Source organism: Ramlibacter sp. PS3R-8, from assembly GCF_037572435.1.
Classification (GTDB): Bacteria; Pseudomonadota; Gammaproteobacteria; order Burkholderiales; family Burkholderiaceae_C; genus Ramlibacter.
This window is the reverse complement of sequence record NZ_JBBHGT010000006.1, coordinates 123,028-147,594: the sequence shown is the minus strand read 5'-3', so window position 1 is coordinate 147,594 and position 24,567 is coordinate 123,028. Positions and strand designations below refer to the sequence as shown.

Below are 24,567 nucleotides of genomic sequence, written 5' to 3'. Positions count from 1 at the left end.
GCGCCCGCAAACGCCTACGAATCCAGCGCGTCCTCGATGTCCCGCGCCAGCTTCCCCGGTGACTCCTGCGGGGGATAGCGCTTGAGCACCTGGCCGTCGCGGCCGACCAGGAACTTGGTGAAGTTCCACTTGATCGCCTTGGTGCCGAGCAGCCCCGGCGCCTCCTTCACCAGCCACTGGTACAGCGGATGCGCCTGCGACCCGTTGACGTCGATCTTGGCCATCATCGGGAAGCTCACGCCGTAATTCAGCTGGCAAAAGCTATTGATCTCGTCGTTGCTGCCCGGGTCCTGCGCGCCGAACTGGTTGCACGGAAAGCCCAGCACCACGAGGCCGCGCGCCCCATAGGCCTTGTGCAGTTGCTCCAGCCCGCCGAACTGCGGCGTGAAGCCGCAGGCGCTGGCCGTGTTGACGATCAGCAGGAGCTTGCCGCGGTACTTGTCGAGCGGGACGGTGCTGCCGTCGATCTGTTGGGCTTCGAAGTCGTAGACACTGCTCATGCGCCGGATTGTGCCGCGCTTCGGTCGGCCTTGCGGGGCCACGCCGACCAGGCGGCAGCGGCAACGATGAGCGCGCCGCCGGCCAGCGTGCGTCCGCCCAGCTCCGCCGCGCCCAGCGCCACCGACGAGAGGCTGGCGAACAGCACTTCCGACAGCATGACCAGCGCGGTGACGTGGGCCGGCAGGCGCGACGCGCCGTATTGCAGCGCCAGGTTGGCCGCCAGGAAGCCTGCCGCCAGCACCAGCGCGAGCATGGCGCCGCCCGCCCCGAGCATCGGTGCGCGAGGCACCGTGCCGTAGAGGCCCCCCACCGCCGCCACGGCGCCGGCCATCAGCATGCCGCCGCCGAACATGGCCAGCACGCGTGAACCCGACGTCACGGTGTCCAGCCGCCGCAGCAGTACGTTGGTCAAGGCGAAGCTGAAGCCGCCGGCCAGCGCCAGCCACTCCGCCAGCGTGCGCGGCCACGGCAACCCGCTGCCGGCAGGGTCCAGCACGATCGCCACGCCGGCCAGCGCCAGCAGCAGCCGCAGCAGCCCGCCGGAAGTGGGCCGCTCGCCCAGCACCGGCCAGGCGATCAGCAGCGACCAGGCCGGCATCAGGTAGAACAGCAGCACCACGCGCACGACGTCGCCGATGGTCACCGCCCAATTGAAGCCGACGTTGGTCATGCCGGCGGCCACGGCCAGCAGCCACAGCGCCGGCGTTCGCAGCAGCTCGGGCAGGGCGCGCGGCCGCAGCAGCAGGAAGCCGGTGAAGGCGGCCAGGTAGACCAGCGCGGTGGACCACAGCGGGTGCATGCCCTGGTCGTGCAGGGCACGGAACGGCCACCAGGAGATGCCCCACACGAAGGCGTTGACCACCAGGGCCGCGACGGCCCCGGCCTGCATCCGCGCGTCAACCATGCACGTTGTCGTGCCGCGCGATTTCCAGCAGGTGGTCGACTTCGTCCTTGTGGACGACGGTGTTGCGGGCGTGCCAGCGCATGATGATCCACATCACCCCGGCCACCACGATGCCGAACGCGGTGATGGCGCCGAAGGCCGACATGCCCATGCCCGCCGACAGGCTGTAGAACGCGCCCAGGCCCAGGATGCAGGCCTGTTCATTGAAGTTCTGCACCGCGATGGAGCGCCCGGCGCCCATCAGGTTGTGGCCGCGGTGCTGCAGCAGCGCGTTCATCGGCACCACCATGTAGCCGGCCAGGGCGCCCAGCACCACCAGGAAGGGTGCGGCCACCCACACGTTGTCGATGAAGTTCATCGCGATCACCAGCACCCCGAGCACGATGCCCATGGGGATGACGCCGGTGGCCTTGTCCAGCCGGGTGTACATCGACGCGACGACCGCGCCGATGGCCGTGCCCAGCGCCACCACCCCCGAAAGCGAGGAAGCCTGCGTCGTGGAGTAGCCCAGCGCCGCCGCGCTCCACGCCAGGATGATGTAGCGCAGGTTGCCACTCACGCCCCAGATCAGCGTGGTGGAGGCCAGCGAGATCTGCCCCAGCTTGTCGCGCCACAGCCGCGAGTTGCAGCTCCAGAAATCGGGCACCAGTTCCAGCGCATTGCGGGGGATCGCCCGCATCTCCACCCCCGTGTGGGGAATTCGCGTGTTGAACCAGGCCGCGATCGCGTAGATGAAGATCAGCACGAAGATCGCGGCTTCGGGCGGAGTGTCGATGCCGCTGTCCAGGATCGGGAAGTCCATCGCCAGCATCCGGGAGGCGATCGCGTTGCCCACCAGCTGGCCACCGAGCAGGATGCCCAGGATGATCGAGGCGATGGTGAGGCCTTCGATCCAGCCGTTGGCCTTGACCAGCTGCGACGCCGGCAGCAGCTCGGTGAGGATGCCGTACTTGGCCGGCGAGTAAGCTGCGGCGCCAAGGCCGACGATCGCGTAGGCAATGAGCGGATGCACGCCGAACAGCATCATCACGCACCCGACGACCTTGATGGCGTTGCTGACGAACATGACCTTGCCCTTGGGCAAGGCGTCGGCAAATGCGCCCACGAACGGGGCGAGCACGACGTAGAACAGCGCGAACATGGGCACCAAGGCGGCAGCCTGCCATGTCGGGGCCCGTTCGGACTTCAACAGTTCGACCGCGGCAATGAACAGCGCGTTGTCGGCGAGCGACGAGAAGAACTGCGCCGCCATGATGGTGTAGAAACCGCGCTTCATCCGTGCGTGTTAGGGGCGGAGCCAGGCAGCACTGGCCCTTCAAATTTCTGATGTCTCCAAGCGACAGCGGGTTATATCACGGTGGGTAATGACAGAATCGCCGTCGGAGAGCGCCTGCCATGCCACGTCCCATCCTCGCCACGATCCATCCTGAGGCGCTGCGCCACAACCTGGCCCGCCTGCGGGCGGCCACGCCCGACGCCAGGATCTGGGCCATCGTCAAGGCCAACGCGTATGGCCACGGCATCGAGCGGGTGTTCGACGCCCTGCGCGGGGCCGATGGCTTCGCCCTGCTCGACCTGCTGGAGGCCGAGCGGGTGCGGGCCCTCGGCTGGCGCGGGCCGATCCTGCTGCTGGAAGGCGTGTTCGAGCCACGGGACCTGGAGCTGTGTTCGCGCCTGGGCCTGTGGCACGCGGTCCACTGCGACGAGCAGATCGACTGGCTGGCCGCGCACAAGACGCAGGTGCCGCACCGCGTGTTCCTGAAGATGAACTCCGGCATGAATCGCCTGGGGTTTTCGCCGCAGCGCTTTCGCTCCGCCTGGGCGCGCCTGGATGCCCTGCCGCAGGTGGAAGAGATTTCCCTCATGACGCATTTCAGCGACGCCGACGCCCCGCGCGGCATCGCCCACCAGGTGCGGGCGTTCGCCGAGACGACCCGCGACCTGCCGGGCGAACGCTCGCTGTCCAACAGCGCGGCAGCGTTGCGCCATGCGGCCGACGCACAGGTGCGCGGCGACTGGATCCGGCCGGGCATCGCGGTCTACGGCAGCGCACCGGACTTCCCGGAGCACGACATCCGCCACTGGGACCTGCAGCCCACCATGACCTTGTCGAGCCGGGTTCTCGCAGTGCAGCAATTGCAGCCGGGCGACACCGTCGGCTATGGCTCCAGCTTCACGGCCGACGCGCCCCTGCGCATCGGCGTGGTGGCGTGCGGCTACGCCGACGGATATCCCCGGCATTGCACGACCGGCACGCCGGTGCTGGTGGACGGCGTGCGCACCCGCCTGGTGGGCCGCGTCAGCATGGACATGGTCGCAGTGGACCTGACGCCGGTGCCGCAGGCCGGTTTCGGCAGCGCCGTCACCCTATGGGGCCGGGCGGGCGACGGCACCGTGCTGCCGATCGACGAGGTTGCGGCGGCCGGCGGCACCCTCAGTTATGAGTTGATGTGCGCGTTGGCGCCGCGGGTGCCGGTGGTGGTCGAGGGGTGATTGCGAGGTGATGTCGGGGTGCCTTCGGCAACCCGACCTACGATGGCGGCGACGGCGTAGGGCGGGTTCGCGAAGCGACCCCGCCATCGACCTTACTTCTTCCGCAACCCCAACGCCATTACCGCGCCCACGACCAACAACGCGCCGGCCACCTGCACCGGCGCGATCGACTGCCCGAGGATCATCCACGCCAGTACCAGCGCGAACACCGGCTCCACGTTCATGATCGCGGAGTTGCCCACCACGCCCAGGCGCGGCAGCACGGTGAACATGATGGTGAAGGCGGTGCCATAAAGGAAGGTGAGGGCGGCCAGGCCGCCCCAGCCCGCCGGCGCCGTTGGCAGGTGGAAGCCGCCCTGCAGCCCCACGGTGGCCAGTGCGACGATGCCGGCGATCGTCATGGTGGTCAGGGTGCGGACGCGGCCGTCCACATCCCCGGCCTCGTGCTGCGTCAGCACCAGCGCCAGTCCGAACGTGCCCGCCGCGGCCAGCGCGAACGCCACGCCGGCGCCGATGCGTGCCCATTGGCCCGAAGCGCCGAGGCCGGACGCAGCGCCGAACACGTCGAGCGCCAGCGCCAGGCCGACCAGGATGACCGGCATCGCCACCAGCATGGCCTTCTCCGGCCGCTTGCGATAGAGGAGGGCGGACCACAGCGCCGTCCAGATCGGATAGGTGTTGAAGGCCAGCAGGGCCAGTGCGACCGGCAGGCGTGCCACGGACGAATAGAGGCACAGGCTCTGGACGCCGATCAGCAGCCCGATGGCGGGCAGCATCTGCTTGTGGCGCGCGGTGAACTTCAGCTTCACGCCCTGCACGATGAGGATCACCGCGATGACGATCGCCGTCACCGTGCTGCGGAACACCACGGCCGTGGCGACGTCCAGCCCATGGTTGAACGCGACCCGCGCGGCCACGTGGTTGGCGCCCATCATCAGCGCGATCAGCAGCAGGGTGGCGAAGGCGGCGCCGGTGATCGCGCGCGCCGGCGCGGGAATGGCCGCCATCAATACAGCCCGTGCACGCGGGCGTGCAGGCGGGACAGGCCCAGCAGCGCGTCGGTGAACGGCGTCGGCACGCCCGTCATCGCCCCCATCTCCTTGACCACCGTGACCAGCGCATCGATCTCCACCGGCTTGCCGGCCTCGACGTCCTGCAGCATCGACGTCTTGAACGCGCCGAGCTTGCGCGTCACCTGGTGCCGGTCTTCCGGCTGCTGCGCGATCGGGATGCCGACGCGCGCGCCGATCTCGCGCGCCTCCAGCATCACGGCGGAGACGAAGCCGCGCACGAGGTCGTCGTTGAGGATCAGGTCGGTGGTGGCGCCAGTCATGGCGCTGATCGGGTTGACCGTCATGTTGCCCCACAGCTTGTACCAGGCGTCCTTCTGGATCTGCTCGGACAGCACCGCCTCGAAGCCCGCCTTCTCCAGCAGCGCGGCGAGTTGCTTCACGCGCGGGGTCTGCTCGCCGGAAGGCTCGCCGATGATCAGCTTGTTGCCGAAGTGGTGCTGCACGAAGCCGGGCTCGCGCAGCGCGCAGCTGGCGTGCACCACGCAACCGACGATGTGCGGCGCCGGGATGGCCTCGGCGATCGTCCCGTCCGGATCCACCGCCTTCAGCCGCGCGCCGGCATATCGGTGGCCGAAGCCCTGGAAGAACCACCATGGCACGCCGTTCATGGCGGTGAGCACGATGGTCTGCGGTCCCAGCAGCGGGCCGATGGCCTTCGCGACCTCGGCCATGGCCGGCGCCTTGACGGCAACGACGACGAGGTCCTGCACGCCCAGCTGCGCCGGCGACGCGCCGGCCTGGACCGGCGCCACGAGGGTCTCGCTGCCTTCCTGCAGCCGGATGCCGTGCTCCTGCAATGCCTGCAGCGTGGCGCCGCGCGCAACGACGCTGACCCGGCAGCCCGCCCACGCGAGCTTCGCGCCGATCCAGCCGCCGATGGCGCCGGCGCCGTAGATGCAAACGTTCATGCTGCCTTCAGTTCCTGTAGTCGGTGCCGTAGCGTTTTTCCATCAGGCGCGTCATCGCATCGAACACGTCCTGGCCGGCGCCGAAGCGCTGGTCGAACTGGAAGGAGTCGTGCGTGGTCTTGCGCGCCACCGCTTCGGAGATCGGGATGGCCCGGCCGAGGGCCGCCTGCGTGACCTGCACGTCGCAAGCGCGCTGCAGCGTCCACAGGTGCACGAAGGCCAGCGGCAGCGTGGCGGCCGCGGCGAGCAGGCCGTGGTTGCGCAGGATCAGCAGCGGCCGGCGGCCCATGCTGGCCAGCAGCCGCGGCGCCTCCTCGGCATGCACGGTGATGCCCTCGAAGTCGTGGTACGCCACCATGCCGTGCAGCTGCGCCGAATAGAAATTGTTCTGCGCCAGGCCGCCTTCGGTGCAGGCCACCGCCAGGCCGTTGGTGGTGTGCGTGTGCATCACGCAGTGCGCTTCGGGCACCGCCTCGTGGATCGCCGCATGGATCGTGAAGCCCGCCGGGTTGACCGGCCATGGGTTGTGCGCATCCAGCTTGTTGCCGTGCACGTCGATCTTCAGCAGGTTGCTGGCCGTCACCTCGGAATAGTGCAGGCCGAAGGGGTTGATCAGGAACTGCTTTTCGCCGCGCGCCACGCTGTCCGGCAGCCGCACGGTGATGTGGTTGTAGATCATCTCCACCCAGCCGAGCATGTCGAAGATGCGGTAGGCGGCGGCCAGTTGCACGCGCGCCTGCCACTCCTCGGGGTGCATGTCGGGCGCGCGCGGTTGCAGGACGGCGTTCATCGCGCGCTCCTCAGTAGTTGCCCTTGGCGGCGGCTTGCGGTTGTGCCGCGCCCTTGAACTTGGCGGCCAGCGCGGTGCTGGACTTCAGCATCAGGTTGCTGTCGGTGCCCACCGCGATGAAGGTGGCGCCCATCTCCACGTGCTTGCGCGCCAGCGTTTCGTCCAGCGTCAGGATGCCGATCGCCTTGCCCGCGGCCTGGATGCGGCGGAAGGCGTCGGCGATGATGTCCTGCATTTCCGGATGCCACGGGTCGCCGACGTGGCCGAAGGCGGCCGACAAGTCGGAAGGCCCGATGAACACGCCGTCGACGCCCTCGGTGGCCGCGATCTTGTCGAGGTTCCTGATGGCCTCGCGCGTTTCGGCCTGCACCAGCAGGCACACCTGGTCGTTGGCCTCCCTGGCGTAACTCGCATTGCGGCCCCAGCCGGAAGCACGCGTGGCCGCCATGCCGCGGATGCCGTCCGGCGGGTAGCGCATGCAGCGCACCAGCTCGCGCGCCTGCTCCGGCGTATCCACCATCGGCACCAGCAGGGACTGCACGCCGGTGTCGAGGTACTGCTTGATCAGCGCCTGGCCGATATAGCCGTGTCCCATGGGGATGCGCGCGACCGTGCTCACGCCGGGGTAGGCGGCGATCACCTGCGCCTGCTGCAGCACGTTGGACGGATCGTTGGGCGTGTGCTCGGCGTCGAGCAGCAGCCAGTCGAAGCCGGCCGCCGCGCAGATCTCCGTGTTCAGCGGCCCCATCAGGCTGACCCACAGGCCGTACTGCGTGCGCTTCTCGGCGATGGCCTTCTTGAAGGCGTTGATCGGTGTCTTCATGTCCTTGTCTCCTCTGGCAGGTTCATTTGTTGAACAGCGGGTGCAGCGTGCTGTGCTTGGCGTCGTACACCTGGCCGGGGCTTTCGTCGATCTGCAGCGTGATGCCGATGAGCTCGGTGGCGAACACGTGCGCGAAGTGGTCCTTGACCACTTCCAGCAGGCTGTCGCCTGCGCGCTGCTTCACCTCGGCGCTGCGCCCCGCGCCCATCCGCACGTTGATGTAGACGAAGGCGTAGTCCTCGTCGTCGTTGTCAGCCACGGCGTAGTAGGCCGCAGGATACGCCAGCACGCGCGTGCCGCCGGTGGGGAACACCTGCTTGCCCTCTTCATCCAGGATGCCGATCATGCGGTCCGCCAGCTTGCGGCACAGCGCACCCATGTTCGTCTTGGTTTCGACGTTGCCGGTGTAGAGGATGACGCAGTGGGGCATTACAAATTGGGGTCAGATTCCAATTAAATCGTCAAAGCCGCTGGCCGATGTGGGTGTACCCCCCGGCCGACGACGCCTGTGCCTTCGGGATCGCATCGCCATCCACCGCGGTCACCGGGAACACGGCATTGATCTGCCCGGTGCCCGACGCGCCGAAATACGGCGTGATGACTTCCGCGCAGCCGTCGTATTCCGACCAGCCCAACGCACCCAGCAGCATCGCCGTGTCGTGCATGAAGCCTTCGCCATGTCCCTTGGCCGCGTACTCCGGCAGCATGCCGCAGAACTGCTTCCACTCGCCACGCTCCCACATGCGCACCACCTCGTGGTCCAGTGCCTCGAGGAAGGGGCTCCAGATCTTGAACGCGTATTCCGGCGCCAGCCCGTTCTGCGCGAAGCGATGCGACAGCGAGCCGCTGGCGAAGAACGCCGCCGTGCCGTCGTAGTGGTCTTCCACCGCGCAGCGCATCGCCCAGCCGAGGCGGGCGCTGTCGTTCAGGTAGTGCGCCTGGCACAGCGCCGACACCGACACCACCTTGAAGTGCTGGTCGGCGTTCATGTAGCGCATGGGCACCAGCGTGCCGTACTCCGGGGCCAGCGTCGTGCGCTCGTGCGCCAGCGTCTCCACGCCGTAGTCGTTGCAGACCTCCGCAAGCAGCTTGCCGAGCCCCGGATTGCCCGGAAATTCGTACGCCATGTTGCTGATGAAGTGCGGCAGTTCGTTGCTGGTGTACAGCCCCTTGAAGTGCGATCCGGCGTTGACGTGGTAATTGGCGTTGACCAGCCAGTGCGTGTCGAACACCACGATCGTGTCCACGCCCAGCGCGCGGCAGCGCCGGCCGATTTCGATGTGTCCGTCGATCGCGTCCTGCCGGGAGCCGTGCCGGTCCCCCGGCAGCTCGCTCAGGTACATCGACGGTACGTGCGTGATCTTTGCCGCCAGCGCGAGCTTGCCCATGGTCACGCTCCCCAATGCGGGATGTGGTGCGAACCGAGCGACACCGCCACGTTCTTCGGCTCCAGGAACACCTCGTAGCTCCACGTCCCGCCTTCGCGGCCGGTGCCGGACGCCTTGGTGCCGCCGAACGGCTGCCGCAGGTCGCGCACGTTCTGGCTGTTGACGAAGCACATGCCGGCTTCGATCGAAGCCGCGACCCGGTGCGCGCGGCCGATATTCTCCGTGAACACGTAGCTCGAAAGGCCGTAGGGAATGTCGTTGGCGATGCGGATCGCGTCGGCCTCGTCCTTGAACGGGATCAGGCACGCCACCGGCCCGAAGATCTCGTCCTGCGCGATCTTCATGTTGTTGTCGACGTAGGCGAACACCGTCGGCATGACGTAGTTGCCCTGCTTCACCCGGTTCGGCAGCGCCGGCGCGTCGAGACCGCCGCACAGCAGCGTGGCGCCTTCCCGGGACCCGAGCTCGATGTAGCCGCGCACCTTGGCCAGGTGGCCCGGCGAGATCATCGGCCCGACGATCGTCTTTTCGTCCAGGGGATCGCCGACCGTGATGCGCCGGGCGCGCTCCACGAAGCGGTCGACGAAGGTGGCGTAGATCGACTTCTGCACCAGGATGCGGCTGCCCGCCGTGCAGCGCTCGCCGTTGTTGGAGAAGATCATGAACACGGCGGCGTCCAGCGCGCGGTCCAGGTCCGCGTCGTCGAAGACGACGAAGGGGGACTTGCCGCCCAGCTCCATGCTGAACTTCTTCAGTCCCGCTTCCTTGACGATGCGGTTGCCGGTGGCGGTGGAGCCGGTGAAAGAGATCGCCCGCACGTCCGGATGCCGCACCAGCGGCTCGCCGGCCTCCTTGCCGAAGCCGTGCACGATGTTCAGCACGCCGGGCGGGATGCCCGCTTCCAGCGCGAGCTGCCCAAGCCGAGAGGCAGTGAGGGGCGACAGCTCGCTCATCTTCAGCACCGCGGTGTTGCCGAAGGCGATGCAGGGCGCCACCTTCCACGTCGCCGTCATGAAGGGCACGTTCCACGGCGACACCAGCGCGCACACGCCGACCGGGTGGAACAACGTGTAGTTCAGGTGCGTCGGCGTCGGGTACGTGTGGCCGTCGACGCGGGTGCACATTTCCGCGAAGTAGTAGAAGTTGTCGGCGGCGCGCGGCACCAGCTGCTTGCCGGTCTGCGCGATCACCTGGCCGGTGTCGTCGGTCTCCGTCCGGGCGATCTCCGGCACGTTCTTTGCGATCAGGTCGCCGAGCTTGCGCACCAGCTTCGCCCGCTCGGTTGCCGCCAGCGCCGACCACTTCGGAAATGCTGCCTTGGCTGCCGCGACCGCGGCGTTCACTTCAACTTCGCCGCCGGAGGCCACCTCCGCCAGCACCTCCTGCGTGGCGGGATTCACCGTCTCGAAATACTCGCGACCCGCCACCGCCTTGCCGTCGATGAGATGGTCAATGCGCATCTCAGGAGCCGATGGTGTTCATGAGCGCGCCGATGCCCTGGATCTCCGTCACCACCACGTCGCCGGGCTGGCAATCCACCACCCCGTCCGGCGTGCCGGTGAGGATCAGGTCGCCGGGGCTCAGCGTCATGAAGGCGGAGAAGTACTCGATGAGGAACGGGATGTCGAACACCATGTCTTTCGTGTTGCCCTGCTGCGTGACCTTGTCGTTGACGGTCGTCTTGAGCGCCAGGGCCTGCGGGTCGGGCACATCGGCGGCCTCCACGAACCACGGACCGAGCGGCGTGGCGCCGTCGCGGTTCTTGGCGCGCAGGTTCGGCCGGTACCAGTTCTCCAGGTAGTCCCGCACCACGTAGTCGTTGGCCACCGTGTAGCCGCCCACGAAGTCCAGCGCGTCGCCGCGCTGGACCTTCCTGGCCTTGCGCCCGATCACCACCGCCAGCTCGCATTCGTAATGCATGAATTTCACGCCCGCCGGGCGCCGCGTCACCTGGCGGTGGCCCGCCAGCGTGTGCTCGCCCTTCAGGAACACCAGCGGCTCCTCCGGCGGCTTGAACGCCAGTTCCTTGGCATGGTCGGCATAGTTCAGGCCCAGCGCCAGGATGGTTCGCGGCCGGTCCACCGGCATCAGCGGCGGCAGCCAGGTCACCTGGTCGGGCCAGACGCGGGTGCCGTCCTCCAGCAGGAGCTGTCCGTCCCGGTCGGTCGCGCTGTGGACGATGCCGTTGTGGACGACGCGTGCGCGCTTCATGCCGCCTCCGCCACGAACAGGTTGGTCAGCGTGCCCAGCGCAGGCATCTTGATCTCCACCCGATCGCCCACGCGCACGCGCGGCCGGCCGGCGTCGGTGCCCAGCATCAGCATGTCGCCGGGGCCCAGGGTCATGAATTCGCTGACGTCGGCCAGCAGCTTGTCGGCAGGCCGCACCAGTTGCGAGAAGCGCACCGTCTGCTTGAGCTCGCCGTTGACGCGCACTTCCAGCTTGAACACCGCCGGATCGCCCGCTTCATTGCGCGCGCGGATGCGGTCGCCGATGCCGAGGAAGCCATCGAGGGCGTTGTACTTCACGGGCGGCCGATAAAAGCTGTCGTGCGGGATCGAGACGTCGCTCATCAACACGAAACCCTCGATCTCGCGCGGCGAGCGCATCACCATCGCCACCGTCGCACCGATCTCCACTTCCGCCACGTTCGAAGGGATGGCGATGGTGCCGCCGTTTTCCGTCCACGTGTTCGCCGGTTTCACGTAGAGCACCGGCGCAAGTGGCGGCGCCTTGTACGGGGACTCGTTCATTTGCGCACCAAGGGCCTCGAGTTCGCCGCGGAAGTTCATCCGCGTGCCGTAGACCGTGCCGCGCTTCACCAGGCTCATGGCTGTTCCAGTCTGATCAGTGAGTCCGGCACCTCGGAAAGCGGCGCGCGGCTCAGGGGTTGGTGCGCGCCACCCAATAGACGGCGCCTTGCGGGCCGTAGCGTTCCGCATGGAGCTTGCCGGGCGGCAAGTCGAAGCGGTCTCCAGGGCCAAGGTGGCGCGACTCGCCGTCGACGATCAGCCACATCTCCCCCTGCACGACCAGCGCGCGGGCGCGGAACGGGTGCGAGTGCTCCGCGATCTCGACATTCGGTTCCCAGGAACGTGCCAGCACCTCGCTGCAACCGACGGAGCGCTCCGCCGCCTCGAACTCCTCGAATCGCAAGAGTGTGTCCATCGGCACATGATAGCGGCCCTCTACACTTGCTGCATGGCGAAAGACAAGACGATCTACACCTGCACGGAGTGCGGGGGGAGCACGCCCAAATGGCAGGGCAAGTGCCCGAACTGCGATGCATGGAATACCCTGATCGAAGGCGTGGCCGATGCGGCCGGCAGCCAGCGCCACCGCTTCGCGTCGCTGGCGCCCGCCTCGGAGGTTGCCGTGCTGGCCGACATCGAGGCGGCCGAAGTCCCGCGCACCCCGACCGGTATCGATGAGCTCGACCGCGTGCTGGGCGGCGGCATCGTCGCGGGCGGCGTGATCCTGATCGGCGGCGACCCCGGCATCGGCAAGTCCACCCTGCTGCTGCAGGCGCTCGACGGCCTGCAGCGCGGCGGCGTGCCCACGCTGTACGTGACCGGCGAGGAAAGCGGTGCCCAGGTGGCGCTGCGCTCGCGCCGCCTCGGGCTCGACGCATCGCAGGTGAAGGTGCTGGCCGAGATCCAGCTGGAAAAGATCCAGGCGACCATCCAGGCGCAGCAGCCGGCCGTGGCCGTGATCGATTCGATCCAGACGGTGTATTCGGACCAGCTCACCTCCGCGCCCGGCTCGGTGGCGCAGGTGCGGGAATGCGCGGCCCACCTCACGCGGCTGGCCAAGGCGAGCGGCACCACCATCGTGCTGGTCGGCCACGTCACGAAGGAGGGCGCGCTGGCCGGGCCGCGCGTGCTGGAACACATGGTCGACACGGTCCTTTACTTCGAAGGCGACACGCATTCCGCCTTCCGGCTGGTGCGGGCGATCAAGAACCGCTTCGGCGCCGTCAACGAGATCGGCGTCTTCGCGATGACGGAGAAAGGCCTCAAGGGGGTTGCCAACCCCAGCGCCATCTTCCTGTCGCAGCACAGCGAGCCGGTGCCTGGCAGCTGCGTGCTGGTGACGCTGGAAGGCACGCGGCCGATGCTGGTGGAAATCCAGGCGCTGGTGGACAGCGGCGGGCCGAGTCCCCGGCGGTTGTCGGTCGGCCTGGACCGCGACCGCCTGGCGATGCTGCTGGCCGTGCTGCACCGACACGCCGGCGTCGCATGCATGGACCAGGACGTCTTCGTCAACGCCGTGGGCGGCGTGCGCATCAGCGAACCGGCGGCGGACCTGGCGGTGATGCTGGCCATCACCTCGTCGCTGCGGGGCCGCGCGTTGCCCAAGGGCTTCATCGCCTTCGGCGAGGTCGGACTGGCCGGCGAGGTGCGGCCAGCGCCGCGTGGACAGGAGCGATTGCGCGAGGCCGCCAAGCTGGGCTTTTCGATCGCCATCGTGCCCAAGGCCAATGCGCCCAAGAGCGGTGGCCGCGGCGTGGCGCGCGACCTGGAGGGCCTCACCATCCACGCCGTGGAGCGCATCGAGGAAGCGCTGGAAGTGGTGCGCGGCCTCGCCTGAGTGTCTGGGACAATCGGGCGCATGAACCTGCAGAGAATCTTCCTGCCCGTCCTGGGCGCCGTCGTGGTCGTCGCGGCCTGGCAATCGGCCGGCTGGCCCGGCGTGGCGATGGCCGGCGGCGGCATCGTGATGTGGATGCTGCTGCACTTCACCCGCATGATGAAGGTGCTGCAGCGCGCCTCGAACCGGCCCGTGGGTTACTGCGACAGTGCGGTGATGCTCAATGCCAAGCTGCGGCCCAAGGTGAACCTGCTGCACGTGGTGGCCATGACGCGGGCGCTGGGTGAACTGCTGAGCCCGAAGGACGAACAGCCCGAGATCTATCGCTGGACCGACGGCAGCGCCTCGCACGTCACCTGCACTTTCATGCAAGGCAAGCTGGTGAAGTGGGAGCTGGTCCGCCCGCAGCCCGCTGCCGCAGAGTCCCCACAGCCCACGCCGTAAAATGGCCGGTTCCGCGAATCCCACCCGATAAGGACACCCTGATGAGCCCGGTAGCACCCTCGATGGCCGACCGTGACGGCAAGATATGGATGGACGGGGAGCTGGTCGAATGGCGTGACGCCAAGATCCACGTGCTCACCCACACGCTGCACTACGGCTGCGGCGCGTTCGAGGGCGTCCGTGCGTACAACACGGTCAACGGCACCGCCATCTTCCGCCTGCAGGACCACACCGATCGCCTGTTCAACAGCGCCAAGATCCTGCGCATGCAGCTGCCTTTCTCCAAAGAGCAGTTCAACGAGGCGCAAAAGCAGGTGGTGAAGGCCAACAAGCTGGACTCCTGCTATATCCGGCCGCTGGTCTGGATCGGCTCGCAGAAGCTGGGCGTCAGCCCGCGGGGCAACACCATCCATGCGATGGTCGCCGCCTGGGCCTGGGGCGCTTACCTGGGCGAGGAGGGCATGCAGCGCGGCATCCGCGTCAAGACCTCCAGCTACACCCGCCACCACGTCAACATCACGATGACGCAGGCCAAGGCCGTCAGCAACTACAGCAACTCGATCCTGGCCAACATGGAAGCCGTGGACGACGGCTACGACGAGGCGCTGCTGCTGGACGCCTCCGGCTTCGTCTCGGAAGGCGCGGGCGAGAACATCTTCGTCATCAAGGACGGCGTGGTCTACACCCCCGACCTGTCGGCCGGCGCATTGAACGGCATCACCCGCAACACCACCATGCACATCTGCAAGGACCTCGGCATCGAGGTCGTGCAAAAGCGCATCACCCGCGACGAGATCTACATCGCCGACGAGGCCTTCTTCACCGGCACCGCCGCGGAAGTGACGCCCATCCGCGAACTCGACCGCGTGGAGATCGGTGCCGGCAAGCGCGGCCCGCTGACCGAGAAGATCCAGTCGGCCTTCTTCGACATCGTCAACGGCCGCAACCCCAAGTACGCCCACTGGCTCACCCGCGTCTGACCATGGCGACCCAGCCCCGCAAGGAAACCGTCATCGAACTGGTGGCGAAGGACCTCAACGCCAACGGCGGCATCTTCTGCCCCAGCGCCAAGGCCGACATGAAGCTGTGGAACAACCACCCGCGGGTGTACCTGGACATCGCGCAGAGCGGCGCCGCCAAGTGCCCGTACTGCGGCACCGTCTACAAGCTGCGCGAGGGTGAGCATTTCGGCGGCCACCACTGACAGCCGTTCCCTCGTCATCGCGCCGCAATGGATCGGTGACGCGGTGATGACCGAGCCGCTGCTGCGCCGCCTGCGGGCGCGCGGCGAGCGGCTGACGGTGGGGGCGCTGCCCTGGGTGGCGCCGGTCTACCGCGCCATGCCGCAGGTGGACGCGGTCATCGAGTTCCCGTTCCGCCACGGCGGCCTGCAATTGCGCGCGCGCCGCGCACTGGGCAAGCAGCTGCACGGGCAGTTCGACGCGGCGTACGTGCTGCCGAACTCGCTCAAGAGCGCCTTGCTGCCGTTTCTCGCCAGCATCCCGCGCCGCGTCGGCTACCTCGGCGAAGCGCGGGTCGGCCTGCTGACGCATCGCCTGAAGAATCCAAAGGGTGACCGGCCGCCGATGGTGGCGTTCTATTCCGCCCTGAGCGGCGAGCCCGGCATCGCGCAGGACCAGCCGCGTTTGTCCTTGCCTGCGGAGCAGGTCGACGCCGTGCTGCGCGAGCATGGCCTGGAACGCGGCGGCTACGTGGTCATGGCGCCGGGCGCGGAATACGGACCGGCCAAACGCTGGCCGCACTTCGGTGAACTGGCGCGCTTGCTGGATCGACCGGTGCTGCTGCTCGGTTCCGGCAAGGAGGCGGAGCTATGCGGGCAGATCGCCGCGCAGGCGCCCGCGCAGTGCCGCAACCTGGCCGGCAAGACTTCTTTGCTGGACGCGTTCGCCCTGATCGCCGGTGCGGGTCACGTGGTGAGCAACGATTCGGGGTTGATGCACGTCGCCGCCGCATTCGGCGTGCCGCAGGTGGCGCTGTTCGGTTCGTCGAGTCCGCTGCACACGCCGCCGCTGAATGCGCGGGCGCAGGTCGTGTGGCTGAAGCAGGATCCGGCTTATGTGCCGCCGCTGGATTGCTCGCCGTGCTTCGCGCGGGAGTGTCCGCTGGGGCATTTCCGGTGCTTGAACGATGTGACTCCGGAGCGGGTGAACGCGTTGCTGTGAACGTCGGGGTCGCTGCGCGAACCCCACCTACGAGCCTGGTGCGTTGTGCCCGCCGTCCGTTGCTGTGAACGTCGGTGTCGCTGCGCGAACCCGACCTACGAACCCGGTGCGTTGTGTCCACCGTCCGTTGCTGTGATCATCGGGGTCGCTGCGCGAACCCGACCTGCGGAGCCTGTCTCCCTGTAGGTCGGGTTGGCGAAGCCACCCCGACACGCATTACGCAAGCAACTCCATCAACCGCTGCAAACTTCCCGACGCCGCCCCGTTCCACACCAGGTGCGTGCGGTTCTTGCGCACCCGCGCCGGCAACTCGTGCTGCCGCACGTCCTGCGCGGCCTTCAGCGTGGAGAGCAGGGACCGCGGCACCACGGCGAAACCGGTGCCCGCGGCGACGCAGGCGATCATCGCCTGGTAGGACGCGAATTCGAGGGTGCGCGCCGGCAGCACGGCCGACCCGCCCAGCCAGTCCTCCACCCGTTTGCGGTACGAGCAGCCGCTGGCAAAAGCGATCAGCGTCATCCCGCCCAGGTCGCCGGCGCGCCGAATCGACTCGACGTCCTTGCCCGTGATCAGCACCAGTTCTTCGTCGAAGACCTTGCGCGACGCCAGCGCCCCGGGCGTGAAGGGTTCCGACACGAAGGCCGCCTCGATCTCGAAGTTCGCCACGCGCTGGATCAGCGCGCCGGTCGTGCCCGTCACCAGTTCGACCACTACGCCGGGATGCAGGCGATGGAAGCGGGACAGGATCGGCGCCAGCCGGCTGCCCGCCGTGCTTTCCAGCGACCCGATGCGGAACACGCCAATCGCCCGTCCGCTCTTCACCTCGCTCTCGGCTTCGTCGGCCAGGCGGAACAGCCGCTGCGCATACGACAGCAGCAACTCGCCCTCGGGCAGCAGCACGAGCCCGCGGCCCTGCTTGCGGAACAGCGGCCGGCCCAGCCGCTGCTCCAGTTGCTTGATGCGCGTGGTGACATTGGACTGCACGCGGTTCAGCTTGGTGGCCGCGCGCAGCACCCCGCCCTCCTGCACGACGGTGCGGAAGATGTCCAGGCTGTCCAGGTCGATGCTTCTCATGGCGAGAACGATGCTCCAGAATTATTCATTTGCGCCGAGCGGGCATTCTGGATGTAATCGGCGGCGATGACAAACACGCAAGCTCCCGGCACCGTCGCCATCGTCCTGGCGGGGCTGCTCTCGCTGGCGGCGGCCATGGGGATCGGTCGCTTCGCCTTCACGCCGCTGCTGCCGCTGATGGTGCGCGAGAACGGACTCGACCTGGCATTCGCCGGCTGGGTCGCCGCTGCCAACTACGCGGGTTACCTGGCCGGCGCGCTGACGGCGGCGCGGCTGCCGCTGCGCGCGCAGGCAACGGCGCTGCTCGCGTTGGCCGCGACGGCGATGCTGACGGCGGCGATGGCGGTGCACGCGCCCGCGCTGTGGCTCCTGCTTCGCTTCGCCGCCGGCGTGGCGTCCGCGTGGGTGTTCGTCGCCACCAGCGTGTGGTGCCTCGGCGCACTGGCGCAGGCCGGCCGCGCGGACGCCGGCGGCTGGGTCTATGCGGGGGTCGGCATCGGAATCGCGCTCACCGGTCTTTATTGCCTCGGTGCCGGCGTCGCGGGGTTGCCCGCGGACCGGCTCTGGGTGCACCTGGGCGCGCTGGCCGCGCTGCTGATGGTCCCGGTGGCGTGGGTTGCGACACGCGTTCCGCGGGCGCCGGCAACAGCCCCGGTTGCGGCTGCTGCGGTTGGGCGCGCACGCGGAACCGGCAGCCGGGGCCTGATCGTGAGTTACGGCCTGATGGGGTTCGGCTACATCCTGCCTGCCACTTTCCTGCCGGCCCTCGCACGCTCGGTCGTCGATGACCCGCGCCTGTTCGGCCTGGCGTGGCCGGTGTTCGGCGCCACGGCGGCGCTGTCCACCGTGCTCGCCGGCTGGTTGCTGCGGCGGGCCAGCCGCCTGCAGGTCTGGGCGGTGAGCCAGTTGCTGATGGGCGTCGGCGTGCTGCTGCCGAGCCTCTGGCTGCACGGCGCAACGATCGCCCTCTCGGCGCTGCTGGTGGGTGGCACCTTCATGGTGATCACGCTGGCAGGCGTGCAGGAGATGCGGGCGCGCGCACCGGCGGCGGCCGCCGGCCTGGTGGCGCGCATCACCGCGGCCTTCGCGCTGGGCCAGATCGCCGGGCCGGTCGTGTCGGCGCTCCTGCTTCAATGGCCGGCGCTGCGGGAGCGCGGCTTGCCCATCGCCTTGCAGCTCGGTGCGTTGGGGCTGCTGGCCAGCGGCGCCTGGCTCTGGCGCCGTGCCTTCCATCCACATCCCAGCGAGGAAACTGTCCATGCCTGATGCCAAACCCCTGCCGCAAGGCCACGCGCGCGAAGGCGCGGAGCGGCTGCCACTGCCCGCACAAGGCGCGATGACGCCCGCCCAGCGCGAGGCCGCGCAGGCCTTGATCGACGGTCCCCGCAAGGGCGTGTACGGCCCGTTCCTGCCCTTGCTGCGCAGCCCCGTGCTGCTCGATCGCATAGCGAAGACCGGCGAGTATCTGCGGTTCGAAAGCGTGCTGGATGCCCGCGTTCGTGAGCTCGCGACCTGCGCCGTCGCCCGCCATGTCGGCAACCAGTTCGAATGGACGATGCACGCGCCGCTGGCCGTGAAAGCCGGCGTCGCCGCCGAAGCCATCGAGGCTTTGCGCCTGGGCGCGCGTCCCAAGTCGATGAAGCCGGACGAGGAAGCCGCGCTGGACTTCACCCACGAGCTGCTGCGTACCCATGGCACCAGCGACCCCACCTATGCCGCTGCACTGGCGGCGTTCGGCGAGCAGGGCGTGGTCGAACTGGCAACCCTGGTCGGCTACTTCGCCATGGTCTCCTGGCTCATGAACGTCGCTCGCACGCCGACGCAGGCAACATCAGTCGAGGGATTGGATCCGTTCCCGGCCTAGAGGAGCGAGCGGAGCAACGCGCAGTCCGCTCCCCCTTGTGGAAAGGTCCGGCTCCGCCGGCCTTTCCACACTGATCAACCACTCAGAAATCGCTTCAGCGATTTCTGAGCGCCCCCCAAAAAAAACAGCCACCTTGCGGTGGCTGTATCAAGTCCTTGGAAGGACGTCGTTGGGAGACTTGAAGCTGGTTCGTCCGCGATGCGTGACAGTGGGTTCCACTCTAGCCAGCCCTGCCGCATCGTCCATCCACCTTTCGGGGGATACCTGGGACAGCGAGTCGGGCGGGACAAAAATATCTTCGTGATTTCTTCCGGCGTTGGCGAGCACCGTCGCCGTTTTTTACGCCGCTTTACATTTGCTCACGGGGCAGTGTCAGGACGAAGCGGGCGCCGCCGCCGGGATTGTCCTCGCAGTACGCACTGCCCTGGTGCCGCTCGGCGATCGACCGGACCAGTGCCAGGCCCAACCCGACCCCGCCCTCGCGTTCGCTGGCGCCGCGCAGCCGGTAGAACGGCTCGAAGATGCGCTCCCGTTCGGCCGGCGGCACGCCCGGGCCGCGGTCGCTGACACGCACCGTCGCCTGCTTGCCGTCGCACCCGATGGTCACCAGCACCGGCCCGTCGCTGTAGCGGCGGGCGTTCTCCAGCAGGTTGCGCAAGGCCCGGCGCAGCAGCTTGGCGACGCCGAGCACCATCACCGTCTGGCTCGCATCCCCCGGGTCCAGTTCGGCGCCGGCCCGGGAGCTCTCTTCGGCGGCCAGGCCGGTCAGGTCGACGGATTCGACGGTGCCCATGTCCGAGTCGCGCGAGTCCAGCCGGCTGGCCAGCAGGATCTCGTCGATCAGCTGGTCCAGCTCGGCGATGTTGCGGGTGATTTCGTCACGGGCGCGCGGCGACGGTTCCGGCACCATCAGCTCCAGCCCCATGCGGATGCGTGCCAGCGGCGAGCGCAGCTCGTGCGACGCATTCGCCAGCAGCGACTTGTGCGACTTCACCAGCACTTCCACCCGTTCGGCCGCATGGTTGAAGCGGCGCGCCAGGAAGGCGACCTCATCGTTGCCTTCCTCGGGCATGCGCACGCTCAGGTCGCCCTCGCCCCAGCGCTCGACCCCGCCGCGCAGGTCTTCCAGGCGCTGCGTGAGCCGCCGGACGATGGGATAGCTGCCGATCGCCACTGCGAGCGCGACGATGCCGAGCAGCCAGAGGAAGCCGGTGGGACCCCGCGGCAGCCACGGGCGGGCCCCGGCGGGACCTTCGCCGACGGTCCGCTGCCGCGGCGGCAATTGCACGGTGATCTCCCGGCCATCGGCCATCGTCACCGGGAACTCGAGCCCTTGCCCGGGGCTGCGAACGACCCGCACCCGGCTTTGGCCGATCACCTTGCCGCTGTCGTCGCGCAAGATGATTTCGCGCGTGGGCGCCTGTTCGGTATTGACGCGCCACAACCACCCGAATGCCACCGTCAGGAGCCCGACCGCCAGGATCACGGCGATCCAGATGCGCAGGTAGAGGGGAAAGCGCAAGCGCGCGTTCCAGGCCGTCATGCCGAAACCGCCAAGCTCAGTCCTGCTGCTTCGCGAACACGTAGCCCACGCCGCGCACCGTGAGGATGCGCTTGGGCACCTTGGGGTCGGCCTCGATGGCGGCGCGGATGCGGCCCATGTGGACGTCGATGGAGCGGTCGAAGGCTTCCAGCTCGCGGCCCCGCACGGCTTCCATGATCTGGTCCCGGGTCAGCACCCGGCCCGCGCGTTCTGCCAGCACCACCAGCAGGTCGAACTGGTAGGACGTCAATTCGCACGCCTTGCCGCCCACGGTCACGGTGCGGGCGTCGCGGTCGATCTCCATCGATCCGAACCGCATGGTCTTGACGGGCGCCGGGGCGCCGTCGGTGCGGCGGCGCAGGATGGCGCGGATGCGCGCCAGCAGTTCACGCGGCTCGAAGGGCTTGGGCAGGTAGTCGTCGGCGCCGAGTTCCAGGCCGACGATGCGGTCCATGGGGTCGCCCTTGGCGGTGAGCATCAACACCGGGACCTTGCCGGTCTCGCCGGGCAGGGCGCGCACGCGGCGGCAGACCTCGAGCCCGTCGATGTCGGGCAGCATGAGGTCGAGCACCACCAGGTCGGGCCCGGTGCCGGTTGGCGGCTCTTCCAGCAAGTGCAGGCCGGCCTTGGCGTCGAGGGCATGGGTCACGCCGAAGCCGGAGCGCTCCAGGTACTCGCCCACCATCTGTGCCAGGCGGGCGTCGTCTTCGATCATCAGGAGTTGCTGCATTGAGGGATAGTACTGTTGGGGCCACCAAAGCGGGGCCAGGTTGTCGAGATGGTCCGGTGCGGCCAACGCGGGGTCTTGAAGGACCCGTAAAGTTAGGTAAATGGCCGTCTCCAAACCGCAAGAAGCTGCCTTATTGCCGCAAGTGCTTCATCGTCCACCCGGCGCGAGCACTGCATTGGTCTTTAACGGCCGAGGGGTCAGCTTCGCCGACCTGCAGGCGGCAGCCGGCACCGCGGCTGCCGTCGCCTGGCTCGCCTGGGGCGTGCGCCCCGGCGATCGCGTGGCCTGGCTCGGCGCCAACCATCCGGCGCAACTGGCCTTGCTGTTCGGGCTGGCAGGCATCGGCGCCATGCTGCTGCCGCTCAACTTCCGGCTGGCGCCGGCGGAGTTGCAGCGGGTCCTGGCGGACTGCGCGCCGCGGCTGTTGGTGCATGACGCGGAGTGGGCGGACACTGCGGTGAAGATTGCGGGAGGGGGCGGCATCGCCGTACACCCGCTGGAGGCGCTGTCACAGCCTGGACTGCCCGGCGCGCCGGACCACGCGGCGCCGGATGCTGCTGTGCTGCTCGTTTGCACCTCCGGAACCACCGGCGGGCCGAAAGCGGCCGTGCACACGCAGCGCAACCTGCTGGCCAACATGGCCATCGCCGCCGGCGTGCAGGAAATGGGCCCGGGCGACACGGTGCTCACGGTGCTGCCGCTGTTCCACGTCGGCGGCCTGTGCATCCAGACGCTGCCGGCCTTGTGGGCGGGAGCGAAAGTGATCCTGCACGGGCGCTTCCATCCTGGCGACACGCTCGCCTGCATCGCAGCGGAGCGGCCCACGCTGACGCTACAGGTGCCGGCCACGATGAAGGCGCTGGTCGACCACCCGCAATGGGCGGCGACCGACCTGTCGTCGCTGCGCGCGGTGTGGGCGGGCTCCAGCCTGCTGCCGGCCGCGCTGATCGATCGCTTCCACGCGCGTGGCGTGCCGGTGTGCAACGTGTATGGCGCGACCGAAACCGGCCCGTTCTCGATCGCGCTGCCGCCGGCGCAGGCGATGGACCATGTCGGCTCCTGCGGCTGGCCGGCGCCGCGCGTCGAGGTGCGCGCTGGCACGGCGCACGGTGACGCCGCGGAGCTGTTGGTGCGGGGCCCGAACGTGGTGAGCCGCTATTGGCCCGACCTGCCGGCCTGCGATGCGCAAGGCTGGTTTGCCACCGGTGACCTGGGCGAGCAAGCGAAGGACGGCAGCTGGCGCATCGTCGGCCGGGCGCGCGACCTGATCATCTCCGGGGGCGAAAACATCCATCCGGCGGAAATCGAGCTGGCCCTGGCAGACCACCCGGCCGTGGCCGAGTGCGCGGCCTTCGCATTGCCGGACGCGCGGTGGGGAGAGGTGGTGGCCATGGCAGTGGTGTTGCAGGCCGGCGCGAGCGCGACGGCGCAGGAACTGGCGGAACACCTGCAGCAGCGCGTGGCGCGCTTCAAGGTGCCGCGGCGCTGGGTGTTTCGCCAGGGCTTGCCGAAGACGGCGCTGGGGAAGGTGCAGCGGGGGCTGCTGGCGCAGGACGTGTGAAGTGCCGCGCGGGCCCTCACCCCGGCCCTCTCCCAGGGGGAGAGGGAGGAGGGCACGGCGCCCAGTCAGGGAGCGAGGGAGGAAGGCTCAGTCGACCGGAACAGCCGGTCGCTCGCCCGGCTGCGTACGGACATTGCGCGTGGCCAGCCACACCAGCACCAGCACCGGCAGGCCCAGGATGGCGGTGCCCACGAAGAAGTTGCCGTAGCCGTAGGCGTCCACGAACTTGCCGGAGAAGCCGGCCAGCCACTTCGGCAGCAGCAGCATCAGTGAGCTGAACAAGGCGTACTGCGTGGCGGAGTACTGCAGGTTGGTCAGGCTCGACAGGTAGGCGACGAAGGCCGCGGACGCGATGCCGCTGGACAGGTTGTCGGCCGACACGACGAACACCAGGAACTGCACGTTGTGGCCGATGCCGGCCAGCCACGCGAACAGCAGGTTGCTCGCCGCGCTCAGCACCGCACCGAGCATCAGCGTGCGCATCACGCCGATGCGCAGCGTCAGCACGCCGCCGAGGAAGGCGCCCACCAGCGTCATGATCACGCCGAACACCTTGCTCACGGCGGCCACTTCGTCCTTGGTGAAACCCATGTCCACGTAGAAGGGGTTGGCCATGATGCCCATCACCACGTCGCTGATCCGGTACACGGCGATCAGGCAGAGGATCAGTGCGGCGTGCCAGTGGTAGCGGCGAAAGAAGTCGGCGAAAGGTTCGACGATCACCACGTCCAGCCAGGCGACGGCGGGCGCGGCGGCGGGAGCCACCGGCATGTGCAGCGGCCGCGCCTCGCCCCAGCCGTTGCGCAGCCCCGTGATGGCCAGGGCGCCCAGCGCCAGGTACAGGCCCAGCTCCGGCAAGCCCATGGCGCCGAACGACGCGCGCACCATCGCGGCCAGCAGCGCGATCAGCACGAAGAACAGCAGCGCCTGCGGCCAGGCGAAGCGCAGCCCGTCGCGCGCGAACGCGGCTGCCACCGCGGCGCGGTCGTTGCGGTCCGCCTGCGCGTCGCGCGGTCTCGGCTCCCGCGAGAGCAGGACGGTGGCCACGCCGACCAGCATCGACGCCGCCATGACGAAATAAGCGGTGCGCCAGGCGGCGTGTTCGTACAGGTCGGCGGAGGAGATCTCGGCGCGCGCCGCGATCCACAGTACGCCGGCGCCGGCCCAGATCATCGCCAGCCGGTAGCCCGTCTGGTAGGCCGCCGCGAGGGCGCCCTGGCGTTCGGTGCCGGAGGACTCGATGCGAAAGGCGTCCAGCGCGATGTCCTGGGTCGCCGACGCGAAGGCAACCACCACCGCGCACCAGACGATCGGTTCCAGCGACGCCTTCGGGTCCACCATGGCCATGCCGCACAGGCCGGCCATGATCGCCAGCTGCGCCATCAGCAGCCAGCTGCGCCGCTGCCCGAGCCAGCGTGTCAGCAACGGCAGCCGCACGCGGTCCACCAGCGGCGCCCAGATCCACTTGACGCCGTAGGCCAGGCCGACCCAGGACAGGAAGCCGATGGTGGTGCGGTCGATGCCCGCTTCGCGCAAGCGAAAGCTCAAGGTCCCCAGCACCAGCAGCAAGGGCAGCCCCGCCGAGAACCCGAGGAACAGCATGCGCAGCGTGGCGGGCTCGGTGTACACCTTGAGCGTTTCGCCCCAGGTGGGTTTGGGCGGTGGGGTCTGGGCAGTGGTAGCGGTGGGGTCTGACAT

General features: G+C 68.6%; 26 protein-coding genes. 9 read left to right on the top strand and 17 right to left on the bottom strand.

The window, feature by feature from the left end; genetic code table 11:
• Nucleotides 1-14 precede the first annotated feature (14 nt).
• From WG902_RS19080 to lplT, 3 genes are read right to left on the bottom strand one after another with little or no spacing between them, the layout of a single operon-like run.
• A complete protein-coding gene (locus WG902_RS19080) occupies nucleotides 15-500 on the bottom strand; it encodes a glutathione peroxidase (protein ID WP_340061786.1) in 486 nt (161 codons plus the stop codon).
• Nucleotides 497-1,405, bottom strand: coding sequence for a DMT family transporter (locus tag WG902_RS19075; RefSeq protein ID WP_340061785.1), 909 nt, complete (start codon nucleotides 1,403-1,405; stop codon nucleotides 497-499). Before WG902_RS19075 ends, WG902_RS19080 begins: the two co-directional genes overlap by 4 nt.
• Nucleotides 1,398-2,681: a lysophospholipid transporter LplT gene (gene lplT / locus WG902_RS19070; RefSeq protein WP_340061784.1), complete on the bottom strand. Its 1,284-nt coding sequence runs from the start codon at nucleotides 2,679-2,681 to the stop codon at nucleotides 1,398-1,400. The genes WG902_RS19075 and lplT overlap by 8 nt, the downstream gene beginning before the upstream one ends.
• Before the next feature lie 119 nt (nucleotides 2,682-2,800).
• Here lplT and alr point away from each other — a divergent pair, with 119 nt between their 5' ends.
• A complete protein-coding gene (gene alr, locus WG902_RS19065) occupies nucleotides 2,801-3,898 on the top strand; it encodes an alanine racemase (RefSeq protein ID WP_340061783.1) in 1,098 nt (365 codons plus the stop codon).
• A 92-nt stretch (nucleotides 3,899-3,990) separates the two neighbouring features.
• On the opposite strand, the gene WG902_RS19060 is transcribed toward alr, so the two are convergent.
• From WG902_RS19060 to WG902_RS19015, 10 genes are read right to left on the bottom strand one after another with little or no spacing between them, the layout of a single operon-like run.
• Nucleotides 3,991-4,905 carry a DMT family transporter gene (locus WG902_RS19060; RefSeq protein WP_340061782.1) on the bottom strand — a complete coding sequence of 305 codons (915 nt, stop codon included), beginning with the start codon at nucleotides 4,903-4,905 and terminating at the stop codon, nucleotides 3,991-3,993.
• Nucleotides 4,905-5,879 (bottom strand): 2-dehydropantoate 2-reductase, encoded by a 975-nt coding sequence (locus WG902_RS19055; protein ID WP_340061781.1) that lies wholly within the window; start codon nucleotides 5,877-5,879, stop codon nucleotides 4,905-4,907. Before WG902_RS19055 ends, WG902_RS19060 begins: the two co-directional genes overlap by 1 nt.
• A 7-nt stretch (nucleotides 5,880-5,886) precedes the next feature.
• Nucleotides 5,887-6,669: a class II aldolase/adducin family protein gene (locus WG902_RS19050; protein WP_340061780.1), complete on the bottom strand. Its 783-nt coding sequence runs from the start codon at nucleotides 6,667-6,669 to the stop codon at nucleotides 5,887-5,889.
• 10 nt (nucleotides 6,670-6,679) lie between these two features.
• Nucleotides 6,680-7,492, bottom strand: coding sequence for an HpcH/HpaI aldolase family protein (locus WG902_RS19045; RefSeq protein WP_340061779.1), 813 nt, complete (start codon nucleotides 7,490-7,492; stop codon nucleotides 6,680-6,682).
• 22 nt (nucleotides 7,493-7,514) lie between these two features.
• Nucleotides 7,515-7,922 carry a 5-carboxymethyl-2-hydroxymuconate isomerase gene (locus WG902_RS19040; RefSeq protein ID WP_340061778.1) on the bottom strand — a complete coding sequence of 136 codons (408 nt, stop codon included), beginning with the start codon at nucleotides 7,920-7,922 and terminating at the stop codon, nucleotides 7,515-7,517.
• A 31-nt stretch (nucleotides 7,923-7,953) separates the two neighbouring features.
• Entirely contained in the window at nucleotides 7,954-8,880 is a 927-nt protein-coding gene (gene hpaD / locus WG902_RS19035; RefSeq protein ID WP_340061777.1) for a 3,4-dihydroxyphenylacetate 2,3-dioxygenase, read from the bottom strand.
• A gap of 2 nt (nucleotides 8,881-8,882) precedes the next feature.
• Nucleotides 8,883-10,340 carry a 5-carboxymethyl-2-hydroxymuconate semialdehyde dehydrogenase gene (gene hpaE, locus WG902_RS19030; protein WP_340061776.1) on the bottom strand — a complete coding sequence of 486 codons (1,458 nt, stop codon included), beginning with the start codon at nucleotides 10,338-10,340 and terminating at the stop codon, nucleotides 8,883-8,885.
• 1 nt (nucleotide 10,341) lies between these two features.
• Nucleotides 10,342-11,091 (bottom strand): fumarylacetoacetate hydrolase family protein, encoded by a 750-nt coding sequence (locus WG902_RS19025; RefSeq protein WP_340061775.1) that lies wholly within the window; start codon nucleotides 11,089-11,091, stop codon nucleotides 10,342-10,344.
• Entirely contained in the window at nucleotides 11,088-11,711 is a 624-nt protein-coding gene (locus WG902_RS19020; RefSeq protein WP_340061774.1) for a fumarylacetoacetate hydrolase family protein, read from the bottom strand. Before WG902_RS19020 ends, WG902_RS19025 begins: the two co-directional genes overlap by 4 nt.
• 52 nt (nucleotides 11,712-11,763) lie before the next feature.
• Nucleotides 11,764-12,048, bottom strand: coding sequence for a cupin domain-containing protein (locus tag WG902_RS19015; RefSeq protein WP_340061773.1), 285 nt, complete (start codon nucleotides 12,046-12,048; stop codon nucleotides 11,764-11,766).
• A 33-nt stretch (nucleotides 12,049-12,081) separates the two neighbouring features.
• Between WG902_RS19015 and radA the strand changes: the two genes are divergently transcribed.
• The 5 genes from radA to waaF are packed head-to-tail and all read left to right on the top strand — an operon-like array spanning nucleotide 12,082 to nucleotide 16,097.
• Nucleotides 12,082-13,470 carry a DNA repair protein RadA gene (gene radA / locus WG902_RS19010; RefSeq protein WP_340061772.1) on the top strand — a complete coding sequence of 463 codons (1,389 nt, stop codon included), beginning with the start codon at nucleotides 12,082-12,084 and terminating at the stop codon, nucleotides 13,468-13,470.
• Nucleotides 13,471-13,491: 21 nt separating this feature from the next.
• Entirely contained in the window at nucleotides 13,492-13,914 is a 423-nt protein-coding gene (locus tag WG902_RS19005) for a glycerate kinase (RefSeq protein ID WP_340061771.1), read from the top strand.
• A 41-nt stretch (nucleotides 13,915-13,955) separates the two neighbouring features.
• Nucleotides 13,956-14,894 (top strand): branched-chain amino acid transaminase, encoded by a 939-nt coding sequence (locus tag WG902_RS19000; RefSeq protein WP_340061770.1) that lies wholly within the window; start codon nucleotides 13,956-13,958, stop codon nucleotides 14,892-14,894.
• A 2-nt stretch (nucleotides 14,895-14,896) separates the two neighbouring features.
• Nucleotides 14,897-15,118, top strand: coding sequence for a zinc-finger domain-containing protein (locus WG902_RS18995; protein WP_340061769.1), 222 nt, complete (start codon nucleotides 14,897-14,899; stop codon nucleotides 15,116-15,118).
• A complete protein-coding gene (gene waaF, locus WG902_RS18990) occupies nucleotides 15,093-16,097 on the top strand; it encodes a lipopolysaccharide heptosyltransferase II (protein ID WP_340061768.1) in 1,005 nt (334 codons plus the stop codon). Before WG902_RS18995 ends, waaF begins: the two co-directional genes overlap by 26 nt.
• A gap of 216 nt (nucleotides 16,098-16,313) precedes the next feature.
• Here the strand turns inward: waaF and WG902_RS18985 are convergent, their stop codons facing one another.
• On the bottom strand, nucleotides 16,314-17,171 hold the full coding sequence (locus WG902_RS18985; protein ID WP_340061767.1) for a LysR family transcriptional regulator: 858 nt from the start codon (nucleotides 17,169-17,171) through the stop codon (nucleotides 16,314-16,316).
• 66 nt (nucleotides 17,172-17,237) lie between these two features.
• Here WG902_RS18985 and WG902_RS18980 point away from each other — a divergent pair, with 66 nt between their 5' ends.
• Complete coding sequence (locus WG902_RS18980; RefSeq protein ID WP_340061766.1) at nucleotides 17,238-18,437, top strand: YbfB/YjiJ family MFS transporter; 1,200 nt, start codon at nucleotides 17,238-17,240, stop codon at nucleotides 18,435-18,437.
• The gene (locus WG902_RS18975) at nucleotides 18,430-19,035 is read left to right on the top strand and encodes a carboxymuconolactone decarboxylase family protein (RefSeq protein ID WP_340061765.1); all 606 of its coding nucleotides are present in this window, start codon (nucleotides 18,430-18,432) and stop codon (nucleotides 19,033-19,035) included. The genes WG902_RS18980 and WG902_RS18975 overlap by 8 nt, the downstream gene beginning before the upstream one ends.
• 349 nt (nucleotides 19,036-19,384) lie before the next feature.
• Here WG902_RS18975 and WG902_RS18970 read toward each other — a convergent pair whose 3' ends face one another.
• Nucleotides 19,385-20,578 (bottom strand): sensor histidine kinase, encoded by a 1,194-nt coding sequence (locus tag WG902_RS18970; RefSeq protein WP_340061764.1) that lies wholly within the window; start codon nucleotides 20,576-20,578, stop codon nucleotides 19,385-19,387.
• 16 nt (nucleotides 20,579-20,594) lie between these two features.
• Nucleotides 20,595-21,308 carry a response regulator transcription factor gene (locus tag WG902_RS18965; protein WP_340061763.1) on the bottom strand — a complete coding sequence of 238 codons (714 nt, stop codon included), beginning with the start codon at nucleotides 21,306-21,308 and terminating at the stop codon, nucleotides 20,595-20,597.
• Nucleotides 21,309-21,408: 100 nt separating this feature from the next.
• Here WG902_RS18965 and WG902_RS18960 point away from each other — a divergent pair, with 100 nt between their 5' ends.
• Complete coding sequence (locus tag WG902_RS18960) at nucleotides 21,409-22,869, top strand: class I adenylate-forming enzyme family protein (RefSeq protein WP_340061762.1); 1,461 nt, start codon at nucleotides 21,409-21,411, stop codon at nucleotides 22,867-22,869.
• An 87-nt stretch (nucleotides 22,870-22,956) separates the two neighbouring features.
• Here WG902_RS18960 and WG902_RS18955 read toward each other — a convergent pair whose 3' ends face one another.
• Nucleotides 22,957-24,567 carry an AmpG family muropeptide MFS transporter gene (locus tag WG902_RS18955; RefSeq protein ID WP_340061761.1) on the bottom strand — a complete coding sequence of 537 codons (1,611 nt, stop codon included), beginning with the start codon at nucleotides 24,565-24,567 and terminating at the stop codon, nucleotides 22,957-22,959.

Bases quoted from the DNA above. Each gene is read 5' to 3' on its own strand.
- WG902_RS19080 (WP_340061786.1), bottom strand. From the start codon at position 500: ATGAGCAGTGTCTACGACTTCGAAGCCCAACAGATCGACGGCAGCACC.
- WG902_RS19075 (WP_340061785.1), bottom strand. From the start codon at position 1,405: ATGGTTGACGCGCGGATGCAGGCCGGGGCCGTCGCGGCCCTGGTGGTC.
- lplT (WP_340061784.1), bottom strand. From the start codon at position 2,681: ATGAAGCGCGGTTTCTACACCATCATGGCGGCGCAGTTCTTCTCGTCG.
- alr (WP_340061783.1), top strand. From the start codon at position 2,801: ATGCCACGTCCCATCCTCGCCACGATCCATCCTGAGGCGCTGCGCCAC.
- WG902_RS19060 (WP_340061782.1), bottom strand. From the start codon at position 4,905: ATGGCGGCCATTCCCGCGCCGGCGCGCGCGATCACCGGCGCCGCCTTC.
- WG902_RS19055 (WP_340061781.1), bottom strand. From the start codon at position 5,879: ATGAACGTTTGCATCTACGGCGCCGGCGCCATCGGCGGCTGGATCGGC.
- WG902_RS19050 (WP_340061780.1), bottom strand. From the start codon at position 6,669: ATGAACGCCGTCCTGCAACCGCGCGCGCCCGACATGCACCCCGAGGAG.
- WG902_RS19045 (WP_340061779.1), bottom strand. From the start codon at position 7,492: ATGAAGACACCGATCAACGCCTTCAAGAAGGCCATCGCCGAGAAGCGC.
- WG902_RS19040 (WP_340061778.1), bottom strand. From the start codon at position 7,922: ATGCCCCACTGCGTCATCCTCTACACCGGCAACGTCGAAACCAAGACG.
- hpaD (WP_340061777.1), bottom strand. From the start codon at position 8,880: ATGGGCAAGCTCGCGCTGGCGGCAAAGATCACGCACGTACCGTCGATG.
- hpaE (WP_340061776.1), bottom strand. From the start codon at position 10,340: ATGCGCATTGACCATCTCATCGACGGCAAGGCGGTGGCGGGTCGCGAG.
- WG902_RS19025 (WP_340061775.1), bottom strand. From the start codon at position 11,091: ATGAAGCGCGCACGCGTCGTCCACAACGGCATCGTCCACAGCGCGACC.
- WG902_RS19020 (WP_340061774.1), bottom strand. From the start codon at position 11,711: ATGAGCCTGGTGAAGCGCGGCACGGTCTACGGCACGCGGATGAACTTC.
- WG902_RS19015 (WP_340061773.1), bottom strand. From the start codon at position 12,048: ATGGACACACTCTTGCGATTCGAGGAGTTCGAGGCGGCGGAGCGCTCC.
- radA (WP_340061772.1), top strand. From the start codon at position 12,082: ATGGCGAAAGACAAGACGATCTACACCTGCACGGAGTGCGGGGGGAGC.
- WG902_RS19005 (WP_340061771.1), top strand. From the start codon at position 13,492: ATGAACCTGCAGAGAATCTTCCTGCCCGTCCTGGGCGCCGTCGTGGTC.
- WG902_RS19000 (WP_340061770.1), top strand. From the start codon at position 13,956: ATGAGCCCGGTAGCACCCTCGATGGCCGACCGTGACGGCAAGATATGG.
- WG902_RS18995 (WP_340061769.1), top strand. From the start codon at position 14,897: ATGGCGACCCAGCCCCGCAAGGAAACCGTCATCGAACTGGTGGCGAAG.
- WG902_RS18985 (WP_340061767.1), bottom strand. From the start codon at position 17,171: ATGAGAAGCATCGACCTGGACAGCCTGGACATCTTCCGCACCGTCGTG.
- WG902_RS18980 (WP_340061766.1), top strand. From the start codon at position 17,238: ATGACAAACACGCAAGCTCCCGGCACCGTCGCCATCGTCCTGGCGGGG.
- WG902_RS18975 (WP_340061765.1), top strand. From the start codon at position 18,430: ATGCCTGATGCCAAACCCCTGCCGCAAGGCCACGCGCGCGAAGGCGCG.
- WG902_RS18970 (WP_340061764.1), bottom strand. From the start codon at position 20,578: ATGACGGCCTGGAACGCGCGCTTGCGCTTTCCCCTCTACCTGCGCATC.
- WG902_RS18965 (WP_340061763.1), bottom strand. From the start codon at position 21,308: ATGCAGCAACTCCTGATGATCGAAGACGACGCCCGCCTGGCACAGATG.
- WG902_RS18960 (WP_340061762.1), top strand. From the start codon at position 21,409: ATGGCCGTCTCCAAACCGCAAGAAGCTGCCTTATTGCCGCAAGTGCTT.
- WG902_RS18955 (WP_340061761.1), bottom strand. From the start codon at position 24,567: ATGTCAGACCCCACCGCTACCACTGCCCAGACCCCACCGCCCAAACCC.